The organism is Verrucosispora sp. WMMA2121 (assembly GCF_027460185.1).
GTDB classification, from domain to species: domain Bacteria; phylum Actinomycetota; class Actinomycetes; order Mycobacteriales; family Micromonosporaceae; genus Micromonospora; species Micromonospora palythoicola.
In genome coordinates this window covers 1,815,433-1,834,540 of the sequence record NZ_JAPZBH010000006.1, presented here as the reverse complement: position 1 = coordinate 1,834,540, position 19,108 = coordinate 1,815,433, and the positions used below count along the sequence as shown (strand labels likewise).

Below are 19,108 nucleotides of genomic sequence, written 5' to 3'. Positions count from 1 at the left end.
ATCCGTTCGCTACCGGCTGCGTTCCACGACGTACTCGGGTAGGCCGAGCAGGAACCGTCCGTCCTCGGTCTCGGCCGCCGGCCCCAACGCCCGCCGTCCTTCCCGATGAGCGGCGGCGGCCAGGTCGCGGGCGCTGCGGCGGGCGGACTCGACGCAGTCGTAGGCGAGCAGCCGCCCGTGCAACCACCGAACCTCGGCGGCCGTGCGCTGCGTCCGGGTCCGGCGCAGGAACTCCAGTAGCCGCTCGCGTTCGGCACCGGTGCAGCGCCGCATGAAGTCGATGAGGATCAGCGTCCGCTTGCCCTCCCAGAGATCGCCAGCGATCTCCTTGCCGTAGCGGGCGAAGTCCCCAACGAGGTTGAGCGCGTCGTCCTGGATCTGGAACGCGGCACCCAGATACCAGCCGTAGCGGTCGAGCACGTCGATCGCGTTCTGTTGACCGGTGGCGACGAGGATGCCGGTACGGCACGGGTAGATGCAGGTGTACCAGGAGGTCTTCTTCAGGCACATCCGGTAGTAGTCGTCCGCGTCGAGGTCGCACACGTTGTCCCGGATCCAGCCGACCTCGATGGCCTGCCCCTCCAACGAGTGACGCAGCATGAGCTGGGTCTCTTCGAACAGCCGCCACGCGATCCCCGAGCCGAGGGCCCGACGGTTGGCGGCGAGCCGTTGCAACGCGAGCAGGTTCGTCATGTTGCCCACATTGAGGGCGACACCGACCCCGTACTCGCCGTGCAGGGTCTGCGCTCCGCGCCGCTGCTCGCTCTCGTCCTGGATGTCGTCATGGATCAGGAACGCGTTGTGGAACAGTTCCACCGTCACCGCCGCGTTGAGCCCCACCGACGGAGCGCCACCGAAGGCCCGGCAGGCGGCGAGGCAGAGGGCGGCCCGCAGCCCCTTGCCCCACCGCCGCGGATACTCGCTGACCAGGTCATAGAGGTAGTGCGGTCCGCCCGACGGCACACCCGCGAGGAGCGCGTCGATCGCGAGGACGCGATAGCGCTCCAGCATCTGGGTGACATGACCGCCGGTCACGCCGGTGGTCCGGCTACCTGTCCGAGGGCCTGGGCTGCTGCCTGGCCTCCGGCGTGAGCCGGTCGACCAGACCGTTCGCCATGTCCGGCACCAACCGCGCGAGGTTGAGCACGCCGTCGAGGGCGTCGTGCGCGTCCGACGTGTACCGGCGGATCACCTCACCACGCCGGTCGTCGGAGGTCTTCAACTGCGCGACCACGGTGTCGATGAGCGCGTGCCCGTCGGTGCGGACCCGCGTCACCAACTCGTCGAACGCCTCCGGGTCCACCCGGCGGTCGGCGCTCAGCTTCTCTTCCAGCCGCCGCGCGCTGGCAATGCCCGCCGCGAGTTCCTCCTCCAGCACGCTGGCCGCATGGGTCACCGTCTCGGAGGTCTCCTCGGCCACCTTCTCGAAACGCTCGTCGCTGCGCTCACGCCCACTGCTCTCCATGAAAGGAGTGTTGGCGACCCGGAACCCGGTCGGGTAGGGGTGTGTCGAAATGGTGACTCAGAGTAGTTCGAGTGCTGGCCGTGCGGCCTGATACCCGGCGGTCAGCGGTTGAGGTACGCGGCCAGGCCGCCGAGTTCCTCGCTGGCGATGAAGACCGTCCGCACGTTGAGGATGGCTTCCTCGACATGGCGGGGACAGCCCCACGCCGAGTCGCCCCACGAATCGGCGATCTTGATCTCGGCCGGTGCGGTGCACTTCTGGGTGCCGCCGAGTTGACAGGTCTCCGGGTGTGGGGTGGTGGCCTGCGCAGCCGCGGCGGCACGCATCTTCGTATTCAGTTCCGCGGCGGCGCTGGCGCGCTGCTCGGCCTCGGCACGAAGCTCCCGCTCCGCGCGTACCGCCTTCGCGAGGTCGTCACGGGCTGCCTTCGCGCGCGTCTCGGCGGCGAGTTTCGCCTGCTCGATGTGGTGCCGCTCGATGGCAAGTGCGGCAGTGCCAGCGAAGACCCGGGCGAGGGCCAAGTCGGTGTCCTGCGGCACGCGCGGAGTGCGGTGGTACATGGCGAAGGTGCCCAGCAGGCTGCCGTCGCGAGCCAGGATCGGGGTGGACCAGCAGGCGGCCAGTCCGGCCCGCCCGGCCAGGTCGCGGAAGTCGGCCCAGAAGGGATCGACGGCGATGTCGGTGACGATCACCGATTCCCGCCGGTGCGCGGCGGTGCCGCAGGATCCGACGCCCTCACCGGTGGCGATCCCGTCGATGGCCTCGTTGTAGAAGTCGGGGAGGCTGGGCGCGGCACCATGACGCAGGTGCCGACCGTCGGGGTCGGCGAGCAGCACGGAAACGAGCATCTCCTGCGGCGCGAGCTTCTCGATGCAGCGCGCCATCCCGTCGAGCACCTCGGTCAGCGGTGCCTGTCGGGCGATCTGCTCCAACATGGCCCGGTGCTCGGCCATCAGCCGCTGAGCCTGCTTGACCTGGGTGGTCTCCACACCGATCACGCGGATGCCGAACACGGTGCCGTCGGCGTCCCGGCGCGGCTCGTAGGTGAAGTCGAAGTACGCCTCCCGCGCGTGCGGCCCGGTGCCCAGCACGACCCGGGCGTCCCGGCCGGTGTAGGGCTCACCCGTGCGGTAGACCTCGTCGAGCAGGTCGACGAAGCCCTGCGCGGCCAGTTCGGGCAGCACCTCCACGAGCGGTACGCCGGTGCGGGCCCGTTGTTCGCCGACAGCGGCGACGAACGCCGGATTGGCCGCCTCCACCCGGTGCTCCGGCCCCGCGAGCGCCGCGAAGACGGCAATGGACTCCCCGAACAGCGTCCGCAGATCCTCCGCTGCCTGGCCGGTGCCCGGCGGATCCGCGGCAACGGGCAGTTCACCTGGTAGCGCCGTCATGATGTCGGGTCGCCTTTCATCTGCCAGTGCCGAGGAACGTCGGTGTGCACCCGTCGGGAACGGTGACCGGTCCGAGGTCGCCGATGCAGCGTACCGGCAGTCGATGCGGCCTGCGCGGAGCTGCATCAGGACCTCGTACGGGAACCGTGTTCAGTGCGTCGGCTGGCCCACCAGGACCGGTTCGTCCTTCTTCGGCCGCTTGGTCGACTCCACAACCACGTCCGGGGCATCCTCGCCCGGCTGCTGGGCGCCCCGGTGACCGACCAGGTTCCGCACCGCCCGCCAGGAGCCAGGCAGGTTCGCCCCCATCGGCACGAGCAACAGCACCTGCGCCGCCAGCATGGCCAGCGAGAAGCTCCACAATCCCATCAACACCGCGATGCCGACGTGCAGCAGCACACCGAACGGCAGCAGCCACCACCGTACGGCCGGACGCAGCAGCAGGCTGACGGCCAGGGCGAACTCGATCACCAGCGGAGTCCAGGTCAGCAGAGCGACCGGCACCGGCCGGGTCACCAGCGCGTCCGTCACCGGTTGCAACCAGCCGGGGGCGCCGAAGCTGTGATGGTTGAGCCAGTAGTACATCACCGTGCCGTCGGCCCACTCCGGCTTGCTGAGCTTGGCCACCGACGCCTGGAAGTAGATGCCGGCGACCTGGAGACGGATCGCGAAGAGCAGGACCACCGCCGTGGCGACCAGCACCACGCCCCGACCGCCGGGGCGCACCACCCGGTCCGCCGGGGGCGCCGGCTGCCAGTGCCACTGGCGCGGGTCGGCCAGCAGGACCGGTACCAGCAGCAGGGTGAGTACCTGGTTGACCTGCTCGCCGCCGTCCGGGATGGACACACTGGTGCTCACGCTGAAGGCGATCCACCAGTGCGGCAGAGCGGTGAACCGGGGTCGCCACCCGCTCGCCACCACCAGCAGTACCGCCACACACGCCCACCGCACCAGGTTCGCGTGCTCCGGCCCGGCCAGACAGAAGGCGCCGATGTCGGACAGGCCGGTGCAGTGCGGCCCCGGTCCCCGGCTGAGAAGTGGCGTGAACAGCGCGTCGGCGTCAGTGAACACAAGCGTCGCGGCGGTCGCGGTGGCGAGCAGCGTACGGGCGAGCCCCAGCCAGGACCCCCAGGGCACCGCGACGGAAATGCTCGACGGGCGGCTGGTCAGCATGACACCTCCAAGCGAACGACGTGGGTGTACCGGAACTCGCCGGCGACCAGGTCCCGGTACGCCCACGGCACCGGCTCGGTACGGGCGATGACGACCGGGCCGCAGACCGAGGGCGTGTCGTCGCCGCTGCGGACCGGTGCGGCCGGTGTCGACATCGCCTCGACGAGGCAGGCGGCTGTCGGTTGCCGGCACTGCTGCCAGACCGATCCGGGGATCCGGGAGACCACAATGGCCAGTTCGGTGGCCTGCGCGCGGGCGGACCGGTCGAGCCCGAAGGCGTAGCGTGGCTCGGCGTACGCGGCGGTGGTGATGTCGTCCAACCGGCCGTCGGGCCGGATCGCGTGGACGGAGAGGTCGGGGGAGCGGGGCGACTTGGTGAAGAACGCCCACCCCTGCGGCAGGAGCGCCCGGAACGCCGGGGCGGCCTGCTGCTGGCCGGGCAGCGTGACCGCGTTGCCCGGTAGGAACGTCTGCAGGTCGAACAGAGCGACCAGGCCCACCAGCAGCCCGATCCAGACCACCGGGCGGCGGGGTACGACCACCTGGTTCCGGTTGTCCGCCATGTCATCTCCTCGCGGAAGAAGGGGCGCGGGTGGGCACGGGAGTCCCACCCGCACCGGTTCAGATGGTGCGCAGCTCGGTGGCGAACAGGGCCATGAGCCGTTCGGTCTCCAGGTCGCGGCCGCCCAGGGGCCGCTCCCGGCTGTCGAGGAACGCCACCACGACGAGTACGGCGGCCACCGTGACCGCCACGGCCAGGGACACCGCGACGGTTCCGACGTTCACCACCGCGACGGCGGTTTCCACCATGAACGCCGTGTCGGTGTCCTCTTCGTCGTCATCGCTGAACAGGATCGGCCGATCTCCCAACGCCGCCTCCAACGCCGAGCCGGCTTCGGTCAGCGCGGCCTCGACCTGGTACGGATCGCCGCTGCGCATGCCGTTGGAGAAGCTGGCGAGCAGTCCGGGCTGGGCCGCCTCGGCCTGCTCGATCAGCCGGGTCACCGCCTGCACCGCCTCGGCAGACCGGTTCTTACGCAGGTTCTCGGCGTCCATGGAGACGTACGGCAGGCGCTCCAGTTTCTGGCCCACCTCGCCCTGCAGGAAGAAGACACCACGCATCAGCGCCGCGCCGTCCGCCGTCGTACCCACGGTCGGCGTCGCCGCAGCGCCTGCCGAGGCCCGGTCCTCGGTCGGGCGGGCGTTGGCCACGCCCTGCCCCGCGATCCCGGACACCACCAACGACATCACGAGCGCCGGCGCCATCAGTCGGCGCCATCGATTTCTGGGCACTCAGTTCTCCTCACCCTCGCCTGTTGCTGGGAGTTCCGCCGGGGCGGCGGAACCCGGCACATGGTGGCGGGCAGGTACCGGCAGGAGCATTGGGGAAAGCCCTTACGTAGATCACCCGTCCGGATCACCTATCGTGAGCGAATGTCCATGTTGGTGGGACGGGACGACGACTTCGCTGCGGTCCGTGCCGGTCTGGCCGGGCTCGTGCCGGGGCAGCCGACGATCGTCGAGATCACCGGTGATCCCGGTGCCGGAAAGACGGCCTTCCTGACCCACCTGCTCCGGCAACTGCCGAGCGTGTTCCATGTCGACCTGACCGCCCACCGGTGGACGCCCGCGGCTCTCGCCCGCCTCGGCCGGCTCAGTCGGGCCCGTCCCGTCGTCGCCGTCCTCGACGACGCCCACCGGGCCGAGCCGGCGCTGGCCGCCCTGCGGCACCTGCTGGTGGACACACCACCCCCCGGACGGCTGGCCGTCCTCTGCGCCTACCGGCCGCGACAGGCACCCCGAAGCCTGCTCCGCCTGGTCACGGGCACCGGCGCGGGGATACGACAACTGGCCGTGCCGCTGGGCGCGCTCCCCGAGGCGGCGGCGGAGGCGTTGCTTTCGCGCGTGCTGCCGGCGACCCGGCGCGCGACGCTGGCGGCAGCCGGTGCACGACTGCCCGGGCTGCTCGCGGTCCTCGACGCGCACCCCGAACTGGTCGACGCAGACGGCACAGTCGTGCTCGAACGGGTCGTGGAACTCGGCCCGTCCCGCTGCCTGGCGGGGCTCCTCGGCCCCGAGATCGACCTGGCGGACCAGCCGACCCGGCGGATCCTGCACACCGTGGCCGTTCTCGGCGAGGCGGCCGACCCCGCTCTGGTGGCGGAGGTCGGGCAGCACGGCCGTACGACGACCGTCGAGGCGCTGGACCGGCTCGTCCGCATGGACCTGCTCCGGTACGCGGCCGACGACGCCATCCTGCGTCCGCGGCACGCCCTGGTCCGGGCGGCGGCCTACCAGGATGCTCCCACCGGCTGGCGGTCCGAAGCGCACCTGCGTGCCGACGCGGCACTGCGCCAGCGCCGTGCCGACCCGCGTACCTGCGCTTGGCACCTGTTGCGGGCCGGCGCGGCCGCCTCCCGGTTCACCCGGGTCCACGAGGTGGCCCGGGAGCTGGTGACCGTCGACCCGCCCTTGGCCGCCCGAGTGAGTCGCCTCGCGGTCACCCTGGCCCCTCCGGACGATCCGATGGCGTTCGGTGACGCGCTGCTGACCAGGGCCCGGGCAACGGCCGCGGCCGGCGATCTCACCGGCGCACTCCGCCTCACGCAGACGGCGCTCGACGCGTCGCCCGGCCCCGAGACCCGGCTCGCCGCCGCAGTCCTGCGGGCGGACCTGGCGGATCGGCTCGGCCCCAGTGCCCCGGCGCTGGCCAGGCTGGCGCGGGAGCACACCACGACGCTGCCGCGACTACGGCCCCGGCTGTCCGTGGCGCAGGGGCGACTCGCCGCCCGAAGCGGCCGGTGGGGCGACCTGAACCCGCTGGTCACCGAGATCCGGGCGGCGACCGGAGCGGAAACGGACCCACCGTTGGCGGCGGTGGCCCGGACCACCCTCGCCGCCCGAGCCGCCGAACACGGGTCCACCGACGTCGCCGCCGGCGAGTTGCGCGTGGCCGAGGCACTCGTCGACGCCATGTCCGACCGTGCCCTCGCCGGCTGCCTCGACGTCCCGGAATGGCTGGCCTGGGTGCAGGGGGTCGTCCTGGAGAAGGAGGGCGCACTGCGACACGTCACCCGGGCGGTGGCACTGGCCCGGGAACACGGCCAGGCGCACCTGCTGCCCGGGCTCCTCGCCGGCCAGGCGCGGATCGCCGCCGGTAGCGGGCGACTGGACGAGGCGATCAGCGTGGCGATCGAGGCGGAACGGGCCGGTCGGTCGGTCGGCGCGCGGCCGGCGGTGGCGATCGCACTCACCTACCGGGCGATGGCGCTGCTCTGGCGGGCCGGACCGCAGGCCGCCGCTGCGGTCGGTGAGGAAGCCGTCCGGGAGGCCCGGCACGACCAGACCCTGCGCGACACCGCACTGGCCGTGCTGTCCCACATCCGGTTCGCTCAGGGGCGGCACACCGAGGCGCGACACCTGACCGGCACGCTCGTGCAGCCGGGCCGGGGCCGACTCAGCCGGCGGGACCTGCAGCCCAAGTGGCTCGCCGGGCACGCCGAGTTCCTGCTGGCCGGCGGCCTGCTCGACGAGGCGTACGCCTGGTCGCAGCGGGCGGAGGTCGCCGCCGCCGCGCTCGGTCTGGAGATCCGGCGGGCCGAGGCACGCCTGGCCACCGCGCAGGTGCTGCTCGCGCGCCGGGACCCCGTCAGCGCACTGACCGCCGCCCGGGAAGCCGTCCGGCTCTTCGCCGATCGGCAGGCTGACCTGTCGCTCGGCGAGGCCCATCTCGCGGTGGCCGGCTGTCTCGATGCGCTACGCGAAACCGGTTCCGCCCGGGAACACATCAACCTCGCCCGGGTGATCGCCGAACGCACGCCCTCCGAGTGGTTACGCCAGCAGGTGGTGAACGCCCAGCGCCGGCACGGAGCCGGACAGCGGCGGTGGGCCCTGATCGCCGGACCTGAGCTCACCCAGGCCGAGCGCCGGGTTGCTGCCCTGGTCGCCGAGGGCCATACCAACCGCGCCGCCGCGATGCGGCTCTACGTGACCGAACGGACCGTCGAGGCTCACCTGACCAGGGTGTACCGCAAGCTGGGGGTCAGCTCACGGGCAGCTCTGGCCGCGCTGCTGCGCGACGGGGGCGGGACGTCGCAGGTCGGCGACCCGGAGACCGGGTGAGCCGCGGTCCAGCCGGCCGGCAATCGTGGCGGACCTGCCCTACTCTCCCGGTACGTGATGGAGCTACCGCTGGCGTCCGCGTTCGCTGTCTTCGACGCCCAGGATTCCGGGTGCGTCTCCTACGGCGTCGAGGCGTCTGGACGCCGGTGGTTCGTCAAGACAGCCACCAGCGCCCGGAGTCGGCAGTCTCTGCTGCGGGCCGTCCGGTTCCACGCCGCGTTGCGCCACCCGGCGATCGTGCGCCCCGAGCACGTTCTCGACGGGCCGGTGCTGGTCTACCCGTGGCACGAGGGCAACGTCTTGAACCATGCCACGACCCGCGGCTCGGACCGCAGCGCCCTGCACCGGTTCCAGCAGCTACCCCGGCGCGACGTCGAAACGGCGATCGACACCGTCCTCGACGCGCATCTGGCCGTGACGGCCGCCGGCTACGTCGCGGTCGACCTCTACGACGGCTGCTTCCACTACGACTTCCAGGCCCGTCGAATACGCCTGATCGATCTCGACGAGTACCGTCCCGGTCCGTTCACCCTCGACGCCGACCGGCTCCCCGGATCCCGCCGGTACATGGCACCCGAGGAATTCGTCCGCGGCGCCGTCATCGACCAGCGCACCACCGTCCACACCCTGGGCCGTACCATCCACCACCTGCTCGACTCCCCGGTCGGCTGGCGTGGCTCCCAACTCCAGCGGCAGGTAGCCGCACGCGCCGCCGCCACGACACCCGCCGACCGGTACCCCGACGTGGCGGCCCTCGTCGCGGCCTGGCGAACCACCCTGCCGGGCCGCGACGCGCCAGCACCACCGCACTAGCGAAGCGTGCGTAGGACCATCTCGACCAGGGCGTCGACGTCGGCGTCGACCATCGGCTCGCCGGTCATGCCCATCCGGTGCAGCAGGGTTCCGACGACCACGTCGATGAGGAAGAGCACCCGGTTCTCCGGCTCGCCGAGGGTCTCCTGAAGCGCGAGCCGGTAGGGGTCCTGCAACTGTGCGGAAAGAAGCTGGCGCAGGGCGGGATCGTTCACGGCATCGGTGAACACGCCCGCGAACGCCGCGCCGATCCCGGGCTCACCGATCTTCGCCGCGACCCAGCGGATCGCCGTCGACATGATCTCCTTCCGGCTGGCGCCGGTCAGTGGCGCCGGGCCGAACGCGTCGACGAGGCAGGCGGTGATCAGCGCTCCCTTCGACGGCCAGCGGCGGTAGATCGTGGTCTTCGCGACGCCTGCCGCGGCGGCGATGCGATCGACGGTGGCGTGTGCGTAGCCGAGCTGGTGGACCGTGTCGAGCGTGGCGGCGAAGACCGTGGCGTCGACGCTGGAGCGGGGACGGCCGGCCGGTCTGGGGGGTGTGGTCGCTCGGTCCATGGTCACACGATAACCAGTTATGCTACTCCTAGTATCGATACTCGAAGTATCGTAATCGTGATCGAGGAGGAGCCATGAGCGACACGGTCGAGATGCGGCGGCCGCCGCTGGGCGTCCGGCTGCTGCACGCCCTGCGGAAGGAGCCGGACTGGTCGACGATGCCGGCCGAGGCCTTGGCCGCTTTCCGCGACGCGGAGAACCGCCGGCGGGCCTCCAGCCTGGCGCGGTTGGTCACCGGTTTTCCGGACCGCAGGGCCGGGATCGACTGGCAGCAGCTGACGCTGCCCGACCGGGCGCTCCAGGTTCGGGTCTACCGGCCGTCGTCCGTACCCGACCACCCGGCCGGCCTGCCGCTCGTGCTCCACGTCCACGGCGGTGGATTCGTGGGCACAGCCGTGCAGAGCGACTGGGTCAACAGCCACCTCGCTTGTCGACTGCCCGCGGTGGTCGTGTCGGTCGAACACCGCCTCGTCGCACCGGGAATCTCGCTGGCCGCTGCTGTCGACGACGGCTGGGACGTGCTGAACCACGTCGTGCGGCACGCCGCGCGGTGGCGAATCGACCCGACCCGGGTGGCCGTCTTCGGCGAGAGCGCCGGATCGGTGGTGGCCGCGCTGGCCGCGATCCGCGCCCGGGAGTCCGACCGGACGGTACGGGCACAGGTGCTGGTCAATCCCTGTGTCGATCTGACCTCGACGGCGTTCGACTACGCCTCGATGAGTGAGCACGCCACCAGCCCGACCCTCACCGTGCCGCAGCTGGAACTGTTCCGCCGGCTGGCCGCTCCGGAAGGAACGGATCCTCGCGCGGTGTCACCGTTGTTCGCCGACGACCTGAGCGGGTTGGCTCCGGCACTGGTGGTGGTGCCGACCCTCGACCCGTTGGCCGATCACGGACGCACGTACGCGCGACGGCTGCGTGAGGCCGGGACGCCCGCACAGCTCACCGAACACCCCGGAGCGACACACGCGTTCCTCAGCATGCCGGGCGTGGTACCGCAGGCCAGATCGGCGCGGACCGAGATCGTCGCGTTCCTCCGGGACCGCCTCACCGGATGATGGCCCGGCTGCGACGAGATGCCCGGGCTTCGACGCGGGGTCGAGGCCCGAGCCGGCGCGCCGAATCGGGCCGCGGCCAACCGGCCGGTTCATCGGGCGGCCACCCGTGCGTCGAGCCGGTTGACCACTGCCGCGTGCGGCACGGTGAGCCCGGCGAGCACCGCGAAGACCAGCTGGAACGGCGCTTCCTGGGACGCGCCGGCGGTCGCGGGGCCGACGGTCGGCGACGCGCTGACGTGCACCAGGACGAGCAGGCCGGCGAGGGCGGCGACGGTGGGCAGGGTGGCCTGCCGGGCGAACCGGCGGACCGGACCGCCCAGCCGCCCCGCGGCGAGGTGGTGGCTGTTGGCGGGGTCGGCGCGCAGCAACCGGGCGACATGTCGGGCGGAGTGCCAGGCCGCGAAGTACCCACCGAACGCCAGCGGCGGTGGCACCAGGGCGAAGGCCGCGACGAGGATCCCGAGTTCCGTCACATCCGCACCACGACGGGCGGCCAGCTCGCGTAGTCCGGTCACCACGACCGCCAGGAGTACGACGGACAACCCGATCAGCCGCCCGGCCGGCGTGAACGCGGTGGCGGCCCCTGGCGCGACCGCGTCCAACAGCGGGTCGACCGTCCCTGGCCACAGCGCGATCGGCAACACCACCGGAGGTCCGCCGTAGGCCAGGACGGCGAGGACGGGACGGGCCGGTGCCGGCCCCTCCCGCTCGGCCCGGTACGCCACGTCACCGGTGCCGAAGTGCAGCACCGCGAGGATCAGGAAGCCGGTCAGGGCGGGTACCGGTGCCCAGAGGAACAGCGCGACCGTGGCGGCGGCCGTCCCGGCGTACCCGAGCAGCAGCCCCACGGTGATCCGCAGGGAGCGGGCCTGTGCGGAGATCCAGGCCGGTACCAGGTGGTCGACGGCGCCGTGCGGCAGCCCGATCAGCAGGCCCACGAGCAGTGGGACGGTCCCCGCCCAGGCTCCCGCCTCCGGTACCAGCAGGTCCAGGCAGGCGAGGCCGGCCAGGACGATCGGGCCCGTGTGACCGACCCGGCGCAGCAGCCAGTCGCCGGGCGGACGGCGGACCCACCGACCGACCTGACGGGCGGCCGGTGTCACGCGACGGTGAGCAGGCGGCGGTCGGACAGGCGCCGCAGGAGACCCAGGTCGACCGCGCTCCACACCACCTTGGACAGGATCGGCAGGATCACGAACAGGGCGGTGTCGGTGGTCTCCCCGAACTGCCCGATCCCGGACGGCCCCAGGATCCAGATCAGCGGATAGCCGACCCAGAGCACACTGAGCAGCAGGGCCACCTGGGTGAAGACCCGCGACATGGGGGCCGGCTGACGGGCGGCGGTGGCCCGCAACGGTCCCCAGATCAGCCCGAAGACCACAAGTAGCGCCACCACCCCGACGGCGTAGAGCCCGTACCGCCCGGCCCGGCTCTCCATCAGGTCGGCCAGGAACCCGCTTGTGATCATGATGATGTCGGCGGCGACGAGCGCGCGGACCAGGCCCCAACGCTTGCGGGGCAACGCGTGCATCGCGGTGAGGGAGAGGGCCACCAGCAGCAGCGGGGTGGTGACCACCCAGTCGGCGTACCGGGCCCAGAAGGTCGTCTGGTCGGAGACCTCGATCCGACCGCCGCCCACCGCCATCACCACGTACCAGAACCCCGACCAGAGCGGAATCGCCGTGGCGATCGAGTACTCCACCGGCGGGACGCCCTTGGGGTTGGCCCGCCAGTAGCGGAAGAGCGCGACGCCGGCCGCCATGGCGACGACGTAGAACCACAGCCAGAACCCCACGGCACCTCCCTGGCCAATCCCGGCTCTCCGGGAACGAGGGACCGCCCCCTTGCTGTCAGCTTAGGATGACTATCAGCCTATTTAAGGGCATAAAGGAGGAATCGCTCCCCGATCGCCGGCGACGCGGCAGCCAGGCTCCGCGATCGGAGACGATCCGGGTCGGAACAGGCGGGTCAGCGGCATGAACTTCGAGAACGAGTTCGGCTACAACGTCATCCAGTACACGCTGGTGTCGCACGTACTGACGCTCGGTTACGCCGTCATGGCCGCCGGGCTCGTCTATTTCCTGCTGACCATGTCCGGGATCGCTGCGCGGTACCGGCTCGCCTCGGTGCTCTCCGCAGTGGTCATGATCTCCGCGTTCTTCGAACTCTGGGTGCTGTCACAGCGGTGGTCGGCGGCGTTCACCTGGGACGGGAGCGCGTTCGTGGGTACCGGCACCCTGTTCTCCAACGGCTACCGGTACATGAACTGGTCCATCGACGTCCCGGTGCTGCTGATCCAGTTGCTGGTGGTACTCGGCGTCACCGGCCGGCGCTTCCACCGCACCTGGGCGATGTTCGTCGCCGCCGGCCTGGCCATGATCTACACGGGTTACGCGGGTCAGTTCCACGAGGTCGACAGGGCCTGGCCGTTCTGGATCTGGGGTCTGGTCAGCACCGTCTTCTTCCTGTTCCTGCTCGTCCTGGTGGCCCGCCTGATCTTCGGCAACCTGCGTCGGCTGCCCCACGCCGCCCGGGGGCCGGCCCGGGCCGTGTGGTGGCTGATCCTCGTCTCCTGGATGCTCTACCCCGGGGCGTATCTCATGCCGGCGATGTGGGACTCCGCCGACGGGGTGGTGGCCCGGCAGATCACCTACACGCTTGCCGACATCACCTCGAAGGTGATCTACGGGGTGCTGATCGGGGTGATCGCCCGCAAGATCAGCGTCGCCGAGAACTGCCAGGCCGCGATCGAGGAGGACGTGGCCCGGCCGCGCGGTGGCCTGACCTCCGTCACCTCCGGCTGAGGGGGTGACGCCCATGGGACACCACGCCGCCGCCGGCCGCGACCGCTACCTGCGGCTACGTTGGTTCAACGTGCTGGTCGGCCTGCTCCTGGCCGCCGAAGGCGGCTGGATGTGGGTGGCCGGCAACGACCTGTCGCTGCCGGTCACCGCGTCGTACCTCACGGCGGACCCGGTGACGCTACGGGACGCCACGCTCCCGGAGGTGGCCTTCCGGATCGCCATCGGCCCGGCGGTGGCGGTCTTCCTGCTCCTCGCCGCGCTCGACCACCTCGTCACCGCCGCCCCGGTCGTGCACCGCTGGTACGAGCGCAACCTCGACCGGCGGACCAACTACGCCCGCTGGATCGAGTACTCGGTCAGCGCCTCCATCATGATCGTCCTGATCGGCCTGTTCGTCGGGATCCGCGATCTCGCGGCGGTCATCGGAATCTTCGCCGCGAACACCGCGATGATTCTCTTCGGGCTGCTGATGGAGCGGCAGCAGACACCGGGACGCGCCGACTGGAGCGCCTTCTGGTTCGGCACACTTGTCGGCTTGGCACCCTGGCTGGCGATCGCCGTGTACGTCGCGCAACCGCCGGAGATCCCCGGTTTCGTGTGGGCGATCATCATCGTCCAGTTCCTGCTCTTCGCCAGCTTCGCGCTCAACATGGCACTGCAGTACCACCAGCGCGGTCGATGGCGTGACTACCGCTACGGCGAGATCTCGTACATCCTGCTCAGCCTCGGGGCCAAGTCCGCGCTGGCCTGGCTGATCTACGCCAACGTGCTGCGCACCTGACGCCGGCCGGCGGCGGTTGCGCGGGCCCGGTGGCTTCGCGTGTTTCCCCACCTCGGCTCGTCCCTTGCATTCGACTCGGACGCGGCAACCTGCCGATCCTCAATCCGAATCCAGCAGATGCTCCATACGTCGCCAAAGGCGGATTCCTCCAAGAATGCGAGAACCCGCCTGAGTGCCACCAATGACGTTTTTCGGCATCTGCCGAAGGCTTAGCTAAGATGCATGGTCGCCAGTCGAGAATGATTCAGCGACGCCGATTTGGGGTAACGGTTTCCCGCGCGCCGGGTTGACCGGCGCCGGTCGGCGTGGCGACCGGAGGTGGGTGTGGGTCTGGAGGTCACCGCACGCTGCGTCGGTGGGCATCGATCCTGGTTGAGAGGCCGGACGTGCGGCCGCGGCTGGGCACCGCAGCGGAGGAGGCAGCATGGCGCAGGCCAAGCGGCGATCAAAGACATCGCCGATCGGGCTACGGGTTCTCGTCACTCTGGGGCCGGAGGTGCTGCGCAAAGGGCTGGAGGCGCTGCTCGGTGAACTGCACGTGGTCACCGGTGTCCGGGTCACGCCGACGGTGAATGAGGCGCTGGTGCTGCTCCGGCGGTACCGGCCCGACCTGCTGATCCTGGTCGTCGAGGACGACGTCCCGGTTGACCAATTGGTGCTCGCCGCCCGAGGCGCCGGCATTCCGACCCTGGCGGTCCTGAACCGAGCCGGTGACGCGCTCCGCGACCGGGCCGTACCGCTGGCGGCAGACGGTTTCATCCTGGCCGGAGAGCTTGATCGGCGGTCGCTGAACCACGCCCTGGCCGAACTGTGGCGAGGTGAGATGCCGATGCCGCTCGCGCTCGGCCGGGTCGCGCTCTCGGTGTTGCGGGAGGACCAGCGCCCCGCCGCCACTGTGGCGTTGACTCCCCGGGAGGCCGAGACGCTGCAACTGCTGGCCCGAGGGCTGAGCAACCGTCAGATCGCCGGGACGATGGGGATCACCGAGCACGGGGCGAAGCGGCACGTCTGTCACATCCTCGCGAAGTTGAACTGCACCAACCGGACGGAGGCGGTCACGGCGGCCTACCAGCTGGGCTTGCTGCCCGCCAAGCGCTGACTCGCGGTACGCCACTTCCCTCCGAGGCGCTGTTCTCCTTCGCCCGTCCAGCCGGGCAGCGGTGCGCTCAGCTTCAGCCGCATCTCGTCGTACTCGGCGTCCGGGTCGGAGCCGAGCACGATGGCGCCGCCGGCGCCGACCCGCAGGATCCCCCGGTGCAGTACCGCGGTCCGGATGACGATGTTGAGGTCCACCCCGCCGGTCAGGCCGAAGAATCCCAGCGCTCCGGAGTAGACCCCCCGCGCTCGATCCTCGATCTCACCGAGCAGCCGCATCGTCCGCGGCTTCGGTGCTCCGGTCATCGAGCCACCGGGGAAGCAGGCCCGCACGACGCGGGTCGGCGAGACCGACCGGAGGCGGTGGCCGCGCACCGTGGAAACCAGCTGATGCACGGTCGCGTACGACTCGACCACCATGAACGAGGGCACATGGACGCTGCCGACCTCGCAGACCTGCCCGAGGTCGTTTCGGAGCAGATCGACGATCATCAGGTTCTCCGCCCGGGTCTTCGGAGAGTCGCGCAGCTCGGCCCGCAGGGCATGGTCCCGCTCCGGGTCGGCGGCCCGAGGAGCGGTCCCCTTGATCGGCTTGGCCTCGACCGTCCCGGACGGATCGATCTTGAGGAAGCGCTCTGGCGAGGAGCAGAGGACCTGCGTCTCTCCCAGGCGGAGATAGGCGGCGTACGGTGCCGGGTTGTGGCGGCGCTGCCGCAGATAGAGTTCGATGCCGCACCCGTCGTACGGGGCCCGGAGTTCGTTGGTCAGGCAGATCTCGTAGCTCTCTCCGGCCCGGAGCAGATCCAGGCAGGTACGGATATCCGCCAGGTAGCTCTCACGTCCCCGGGACAGCCAGCGCTCCGGGTCGGTCGTTCTTTCCGGCTCCGCCCGCCCGCCGTTCGGTCGGGCTCGGTCCGGCTCCTCCGGCCGGCGGGTGCGTCCGTCGCGGTCGTCGACCGGGTGGTGGCCGACGGGTCCGGTGCACAGCAGGGCCGCCGTGCTGTCCAGCCAGCCGTCCGCCGCCGCGATCTGGGCGTCAGTGGCGCGGCAGAGCGCCAGCAGCCACATCTCACCGGTCTGATGGTCCAGGGCCACCATCCGGGTCGCGGCCATCCAGACCGCGTCCGGGGTCTCGGCTTCGTGTCGGTTCGGTGCGCCGCAGTCGGCCTTCACCTCGTAACCGAAGTAACCGACGTAGCCGCTCGGCAGGTCGAACGGAAACTCACCGCGATCCGCGATCCGGCGCTCGTCGAGGCGGCGCTGCAACACGGTGAAGATGTCCCCCGGCTCGACGCCGATCCGGACGCCGGTCGGGTCGAGCACCTCGACGGTGCCGGTGGTGCTGACGTACCGCAGCACCTCCCCGTCCGGTCCGCCCGGGTGCCCCAGGAACGAGAACCGCGACACGCCGGGCACGATCCGGCTGCTGTCCAGCCAGAAGGCGTACTGCCGGTCGCCGACGATCCGCTGGAAGACCCACTCCGGGTCGACCGTCGCGGGCTGCGGTGGCGGCGCGTTCCGCCGGGCGACGGCGGGCAGCCGTCGGTGGCGCAGCAGCCACCCGCTGGCCGGACCGTCGGTGTCGCTCGACGCCGTGCCCAGCCCGGCGGTGTCGACCGGCCGCGAACCGTTTGTGGCGTCCCTGCCCACCAGCCGGCGGAAGTTCAGCAGTAGCCGGCTGCCGTGCTCGGTGCTCACCGACTCGGGATGGAACTGCACCCCGAACCAGGGACGGCTGCGGTGCCGCAGGCCCATCACCACCCCGTCCTCGGCCCAGGCGTCGGCGACCAGGTCGGCCGGTAGCGGTTCGGCGACGCAGAGCGAGTGGTAACGGACGGCCACGAAATTCTGTGGCAGGCCGGTGAAGAGCCCGCCGTCATGCCGTATCCGGCTCAGGTGGCCGTGACGCGGCTGAGGTGCCGGCCCGACGGCGGCCCCGCAGAGGTGGCCCAGGGCCTGGTGGCCGAGGCAGACGCCGAGCACCGGCCGGCCGCTGTGGCGGATGACGTCCAGGCAGCGGCCGATGTCCTCCGGCACCTGCGGCCGGCCGGGACCGGGCGAGATGATCACCCCATCGAACTGCCGCGCGAACTCCGAAGTCAACCGCGGGCTGTCGTTGCGCAGCACGTGGGGCTCGACGCCGTAGGTCTGGGCGATCAACTGATAGAGGTTGAAGGTGTACGAGTCGTAGTTGTCGATCAGCAGGGTCCGCACCGTCACGCCACCCCTGCCCGACCGGCGGTGCGTGCGTCCGGCCGCTCGACGCCGGTGCGCTCCCGCGTGGCCGTACCAGCGCCGCGTTGCTCCCGAGTGTCCTGCTCCCGCAGGGCGAAGCGGCGGAGCTTCCCCGTCGGCGTGCGGGGCAGGGCGGCGAGGCGGGTGACGCCCCGGGGGACCTTGAACGGCGCCACCCGGCCGTCCAGCCAGCGAGCGAGTTCGTCCACGGTGGGGGTGGCGGCGCCGGGCACCGGCACGACGAAGGCGTGCAGCCGGGAGGCACCGGTCCGGTCCGTCCGGGCGACCACCGCGGCCTCGGCGACCGTCGGATGCTCCTCGATGAGGTGCTCCACCGGCTGAGGTGCCAGCGTGATCCCACCGACCATCTCCAGGTCGTCCACCCGGCCGTGCAGGGCGTACGTCCCGTCGCCGTGCCGGACCGCCAGATCCCGGGTACGCAGCCAGCCGCCCACCAGGGTGCGGGCGGTCTCCTGCGGCCGGTTGAGGTACCCGGTCATGACGGTCTCCCCGGTGACCCAGAGTTCCCCCTCGACCTCGTCGGGCACCGCCACCCCGTCGCTGTCGAGCAGCCGGAGGCGATAGCCCGGGACCGGGCGTCCGACCGTGCCGATCCGGTGCTCGTCGACCGTGTTCGCACAGAAGGCGTGCCCGGCCTCGGTGGAGCCGACCTGGTTGAGCAGCGGGACGCCGAGCAGTTCCTCGGCCCGCACCGCGAGGTCCGGTCGCAGCGCCTCACCGGCGGAGACCGCGGCCCGCACACTGCCGAAGGCGGCTCGGTCACGGGCCGCCACGAGCTGGGCGTAGGACGTGGGCACCCCGTAGAGCAGGGTGACCCGGTGCTCGGTGACCAGCTCCGCGACCGCCTCGGGACTCGGTCGCTCCGGCAGCAGCACCGCCGACGATCCGGAGAACAGTGGGAAGACGAAGGCGTTACCGAAGCCGTAGGCGAAGTGCAGCTTGGAGATCGAGAGGGTGACGTCGTCGGCGTTGCTGCATACCACTCCGAGCCCGGCGGACCGGTAGTACGCCTCCGGGTCGGTGTGCCGATGGACGGCTCCCTTCGGGTCACCGGTGGTGCCGGAGGTGTACTGCACGTACAGGGGATCGCTGCCGGCCACCGGCACCGCCGGGGCACGACTCACCCGACCGGCCCGATCGAGCAGCTGGTTCGGGGAGAGCGTACGGACGGTGAACCGGTCCGCCAGCGACTCGGGGCAGAGCACGAGGGCCGGAGCGCAGTCGGCGACGAGCGCCGTGTGCTCTGGAGCGGCCAGCGCCGGGTTGACCAGGACAGCGACCGCCCCGGCCCGGGCCACGGCCAGGAACGAGACCACCCAGGCGGCGCTGTCGGGCAGCGCCAGAAGCACCCGGTCACCCGGTCTGATCCCTTCGGTGGTCAGCACCCGCGCGGCTCGGCCGGCCAGATCGTGGATCGCCCCGTGGGACCAGGTCCGGCCCGGTTCGCGGACGGCGGGGCGGTCGGCCCAGCCGCGTTCCGCGCAGCGCCGTGCCAGGGTGGCCGCGAGATTCATGGCGAGAGCCCTTTCTACTGCTGGCGGGTGCGGAAGTCCGAGGAATGCCGACGAGCGCGGAAATCCGTAGAAGAATGCA

Annotated in this window: 17 protein-coding genes; 6 read left to right on the top strand and 11 right to left on the bottom strand. The window is 71.2% G+C overall.

Annotation, left to right across the window (positions count from 1 at the left end; all coding sequences use genetic code 11):
* Positions 1–9: 9 nt before the first annotated feature.
* From O7605_RS17220 to O7605_RS17195, 6 genes are all read right to left on the bottom strand, one after another.
* Complete coding sequence (locus O7605_RS17220; protein WP_269740129.1) at positions 10–1,035, bottom strand: polyprenyl synthetase family protein; 1,026 nt, start codon at positions 1,033–1,035, stop codon at positions 10–12.
* 13 nt (positions 1,036–1,048) lie between these two features.
* Positions 1,049–1,465: a hypothetical protein gene (locus O7605_RS17215; protein WP_269740128.1), complete on the bottom strand. Its 417-nt coding sequence runs from the start codon at positions 1,463–1,465 to the stop codon at positions 1,049–1,051.
* A gap of 101 nt (positions 1,466–1,566) precedes the next feature.
* Positions 1,567–2,856: a GAF domain-containing protein gene (locus O7605_RS17210; protein ID WP_269740127.1), complete on the bottom strand. Its 1,290-nt coding sequence runs from the start codon at positions 2,854–2,856 to the stop codon at positions 1,567–1,569.
* Between the two features lie 150 nt (positions 2,857–3,006).
* Positions 3,007–4,029 carry a sporulation-delaying protein SdpB family protein gene (locus O7605_RS17205; RefSeq protein WP_269740126.1) on the bottom strand — a complete coding sequence of 341 codons (1,023 nt, stop codon included), beginning with the start codon at positions 4,027–4,029 and terminating at the stop codon, positions 3,007–3,009.
* Entirely contained in the window at positions 4,023–4,592 is a 570-nt protein-coding gene (locus O7605_RS17200) for an SdpA family antimicrobial peptide system protein (RefSeq protein WP_269740125.1), read from the bottom strand. The genes O7605_RS17205 and O7605_RS17200 overlap by 7 nt, the downstream gene beginning before the upstream one ends.
* Positions 4,593–4,650: 58 nt before the next feature.
* A complete protein-coding gene (locus O7605_RS17195) occupies positions 4,651–5,322 on the bottom strand; it encodes a hypothetical protein (RefSeq protein ID WP_269740124.1) in 672 nt (223 codons plus the stop codon).
* Between the two features lie 141 nt (positions 5,323–5,463).
* On the opposite strand from O7605_RS17195, the gene O7605_RS17190 reads away from it, so the two are divergent.
* Entirely contained in the window at positions 5,464–8,151 is a 2,688-nt protein-coding gene (locus O7605_RS17190; RefSeq protein WP_269740123.1) for a helix-turn-helix transcriptional regulator, read from the top strand.
* A gap of 57 nt (positions 8,152–8,208) precedes the next feature.
* Positions 8,209–8,964 (top strand): serine/threonine protein kinase, encoded by a 756-nt coding sequence (locus tag O7605_RS17185; protein WP_269742663.1) that lies wholly within the window; start codon positions 8,209–8,211, stop codon positions 8,962–8,964.
* On the opposite strand, the gene O7605_RS17180 is transcribed toward O7605_RS17185, so the two are convergent.
* Positions 8,961–9,521 carry a TetR/AcrR family transcriptional regulator gene (locus O7605_RS17180; RefSeq protein WP_269740122.1) on the bottom strand — a complete coding sequence of 187 codons (561 nt, stop codon included), beginning with the start codon at positions 9,519–9,521 and terminating at the stop codon, positions 8,961–8,963. The two genes, O7605_RS17185 and O7605_RS17180, sit on opposite strands and share 4 nt — an antisense overlap.
* 74 nt (positions 9,522–9,595) lie before the next feature.
* Here O7605_RS17180 and O7605_RS17175 point away from each other — a divergent pair, with 74 nt between their 5' ends.
* The gene (locus O7605_RS17175; RefSeq protein WP_269740121.1) at positions 9,596–10,579 is read left to right on the top strand and encodes an alpha/beta hydrolase; all 984 of its coding nucleotides are present in this window, start codon (positions 9,596–9,598) and stop codon (positions 10,577–10,579) included.
* Between the two features lie 89 nt (positions 10,580–10,668).
* Here O7605_RS17175 and O7605_RS17170 read toward each other — a convergent pair whose 3' ends face one another.
* On the bottom strand, positions 10,669–11,682 hold the full coding sequence (locus O7605_RS17170; RefSeq protein ID WP_269740120.1) for a Brp/Blh family beta-carotene 15,15'-dioxygenase: 1,014 nt from the start codon (positions 11,680–11,682) through the stop codon (positions 10,669–10,671).
* The gene (locus tag O7605_RS17165; RefSeq protein WP_269740119.1) at positions 11,679–12,374 is read right to left on the bottom strand and encodes a bacteriorhodopsin; all 696 of its coding nucleotides are present in this window, start codon (positions 12,372–12,374) and stop codon (positions 11,679–11,681) included. Before O7605_RS17165 ends, O7605_RS17170 begins: the two co-directional genes overlap by 4 nt.
* Positions 12,375–12,555: 181 nt before the next feature.
* Between O7605_RS17165 and O7605_RS17160 the strand changes: the two genes are divergently transcribed.
* The 3 genes from O7605_RS17160 (at position 12,556) to O7605_RS17150 (ending at position 15,263) form a co-directional block, all read left to right on the top strand.
* The gene (locus tag O7605_RS17160) at positions 12,556–13,383 is read left to right on the top strand and encodes a bacteriorhodopsin (RefSeq protein WP_269740118.1); all 828 of its coding nucleotides are present in this window, start codon (positions 12,556–12,558) and stop codon (positions 13,381–13,383) included.
* 13 nt (positions 13,384–13,396) lie between these two features.
* The gene (gene heR / locus O7605_RS17155; protein ID WP_269740117.1) at positions 13,397–14,164 is read left to right on the top strand and encodes a heliorhodopsin HeR; all 768 of its coding nucleotides are present in this window, start codon (positions 13,397–13,399) and stop codon (positions 14,162–14,164) included.
* A 424-nt stretch (positions 14,165–14,588) separates the two neighbouring features.
* Positions 14,589–15,263 carry a response regulator transcription factor gene (locus O7605_RS17150; RefSeq protein ID WP_269740116.1) on the top strand — a complete coding sequence of 225 codons (675 nt, stop codon included), beginning with the start codon at positions 14,589–14,591 and terminating at the stop codon, positions 15,261–15,263.
* Here O7605_RS17150 and O7605_RS17145 read toward each other — a convergent pair.
* Positions 15,230–17,479: a chorismate-binding protein gene (locus O7605_RS17145; protein ID WP_269740115.1), complete on the bottom strand. Its 2,250-nt coding sequence runs from the start codon at positions 17,477–17,479 to the stop codon at positions 15,230–15,232. The two genes, O7605_RS17150 and O7605_RS17145, sit on opposite strands and share 34 nt — an antisense overlap.
* The gene (locus tag O7605_RS17140; RefSeq protein ID WP_269740114.1) at positions 17,476–19,029 is read right to left on the bottom strand and encodes an AMP-binding protein; all 1,554 of its coding nucleotides are present in this window, start codon (positions 19,027–19,029) and stop codon (positions 17,476–17,478) included. Before O7605_RS17140 ends, O7605_RS17145 begins: the two co-directional genes overlap by 4 nt.
* Positions 19,030–19,108: the final 79 nt, after the last annotated feature.

Bases quoted from the DNA above. Each gene is read 5' to 3' on its own strand.
- O7605_RS17215 (WP_269740128.1), bottom strand. From the start codon at position 1,465: ATGGAGAGCAGTGGGCGTGAGCGCAGCGACGAGCGTTTCGAGAAGGTG.
- O7605_RS17210 (WP_269740127.1), bottom strand. From the start codon at position 2,856: ATGACGGCGCTACCAGGTGAACTGCCCGTTGCCGCGGATCCGCCGGGC.
- O7605_RS17205 (WP_269740126.1), bottom strand. From the start codon at position 4,029: ATGCTGACCAGCCGCCCGTCGAGCATTTCCGTCGCGGTGCCCTGGGGG.
- O7605_RS17200 (WP_269740125.1), bottom strand. From the start codon at position 4,592: ATGGCGGACAACCGGAACCAGGTGGTCGTACCCCGCCGCCCGGTGGTC.
- O7605_RS17190 (WP_269740123.1), top strand. From the start codon at position 5,464: ATGTCCATGTTGGTGGGACGGGACGACGACTTCGCTGCGGTCCGTGCC.
- O7605_RS17185 (WP_269742663.1), top strand. From the start codon at position 8,209: ATGGAGCTACCGCTGGCGTCCGCGTTCGCTGTCTTCGACGCCCAGGAT.
- O7605_RS17180 (WP_269740122.1), bottom strand. From the start codon at position 9,521: ATGGACCGAGCGACCACACCCCCCAGACCGGCCGGCCGTCCCCGCTCC.
- O7605_RS17175 (WP_269740121.1), top strand. From the start codon at position 9,596: ATGAGCGACACGGTCGAGATGCGGCGGCCGCCGCTGGGCGTCCGGCTG.
- O7605_RS17160 (WP_269740118.1), top strand. From the start codon at position 12,556: ATGAACTTCGAGAACGAGTTCGGCTACAACGTCATCCAGTACACGCTG.
- heR (WP_269740117.1), top strand. From the start codon at position 13,397: ATGGGACACCACGCCGCCGCCGGCCGCGACCGCTACCTGCGGCTACGT.
- O7605_RS17150 (WP_269740116.1), top strand. From the start codon at position 14,589: ATGGCGCAGGCCAAGCGGCGATCAAAGACATCGCCGATCGGGCTACGG.
- O7605_RS17140 (WP_269740114.1), bottom strand. From the start codon at position 19,029: ATGAATCTCGCGGCCACCCTGGCACGGCGCTGCGCGGAACGCGGCTGG.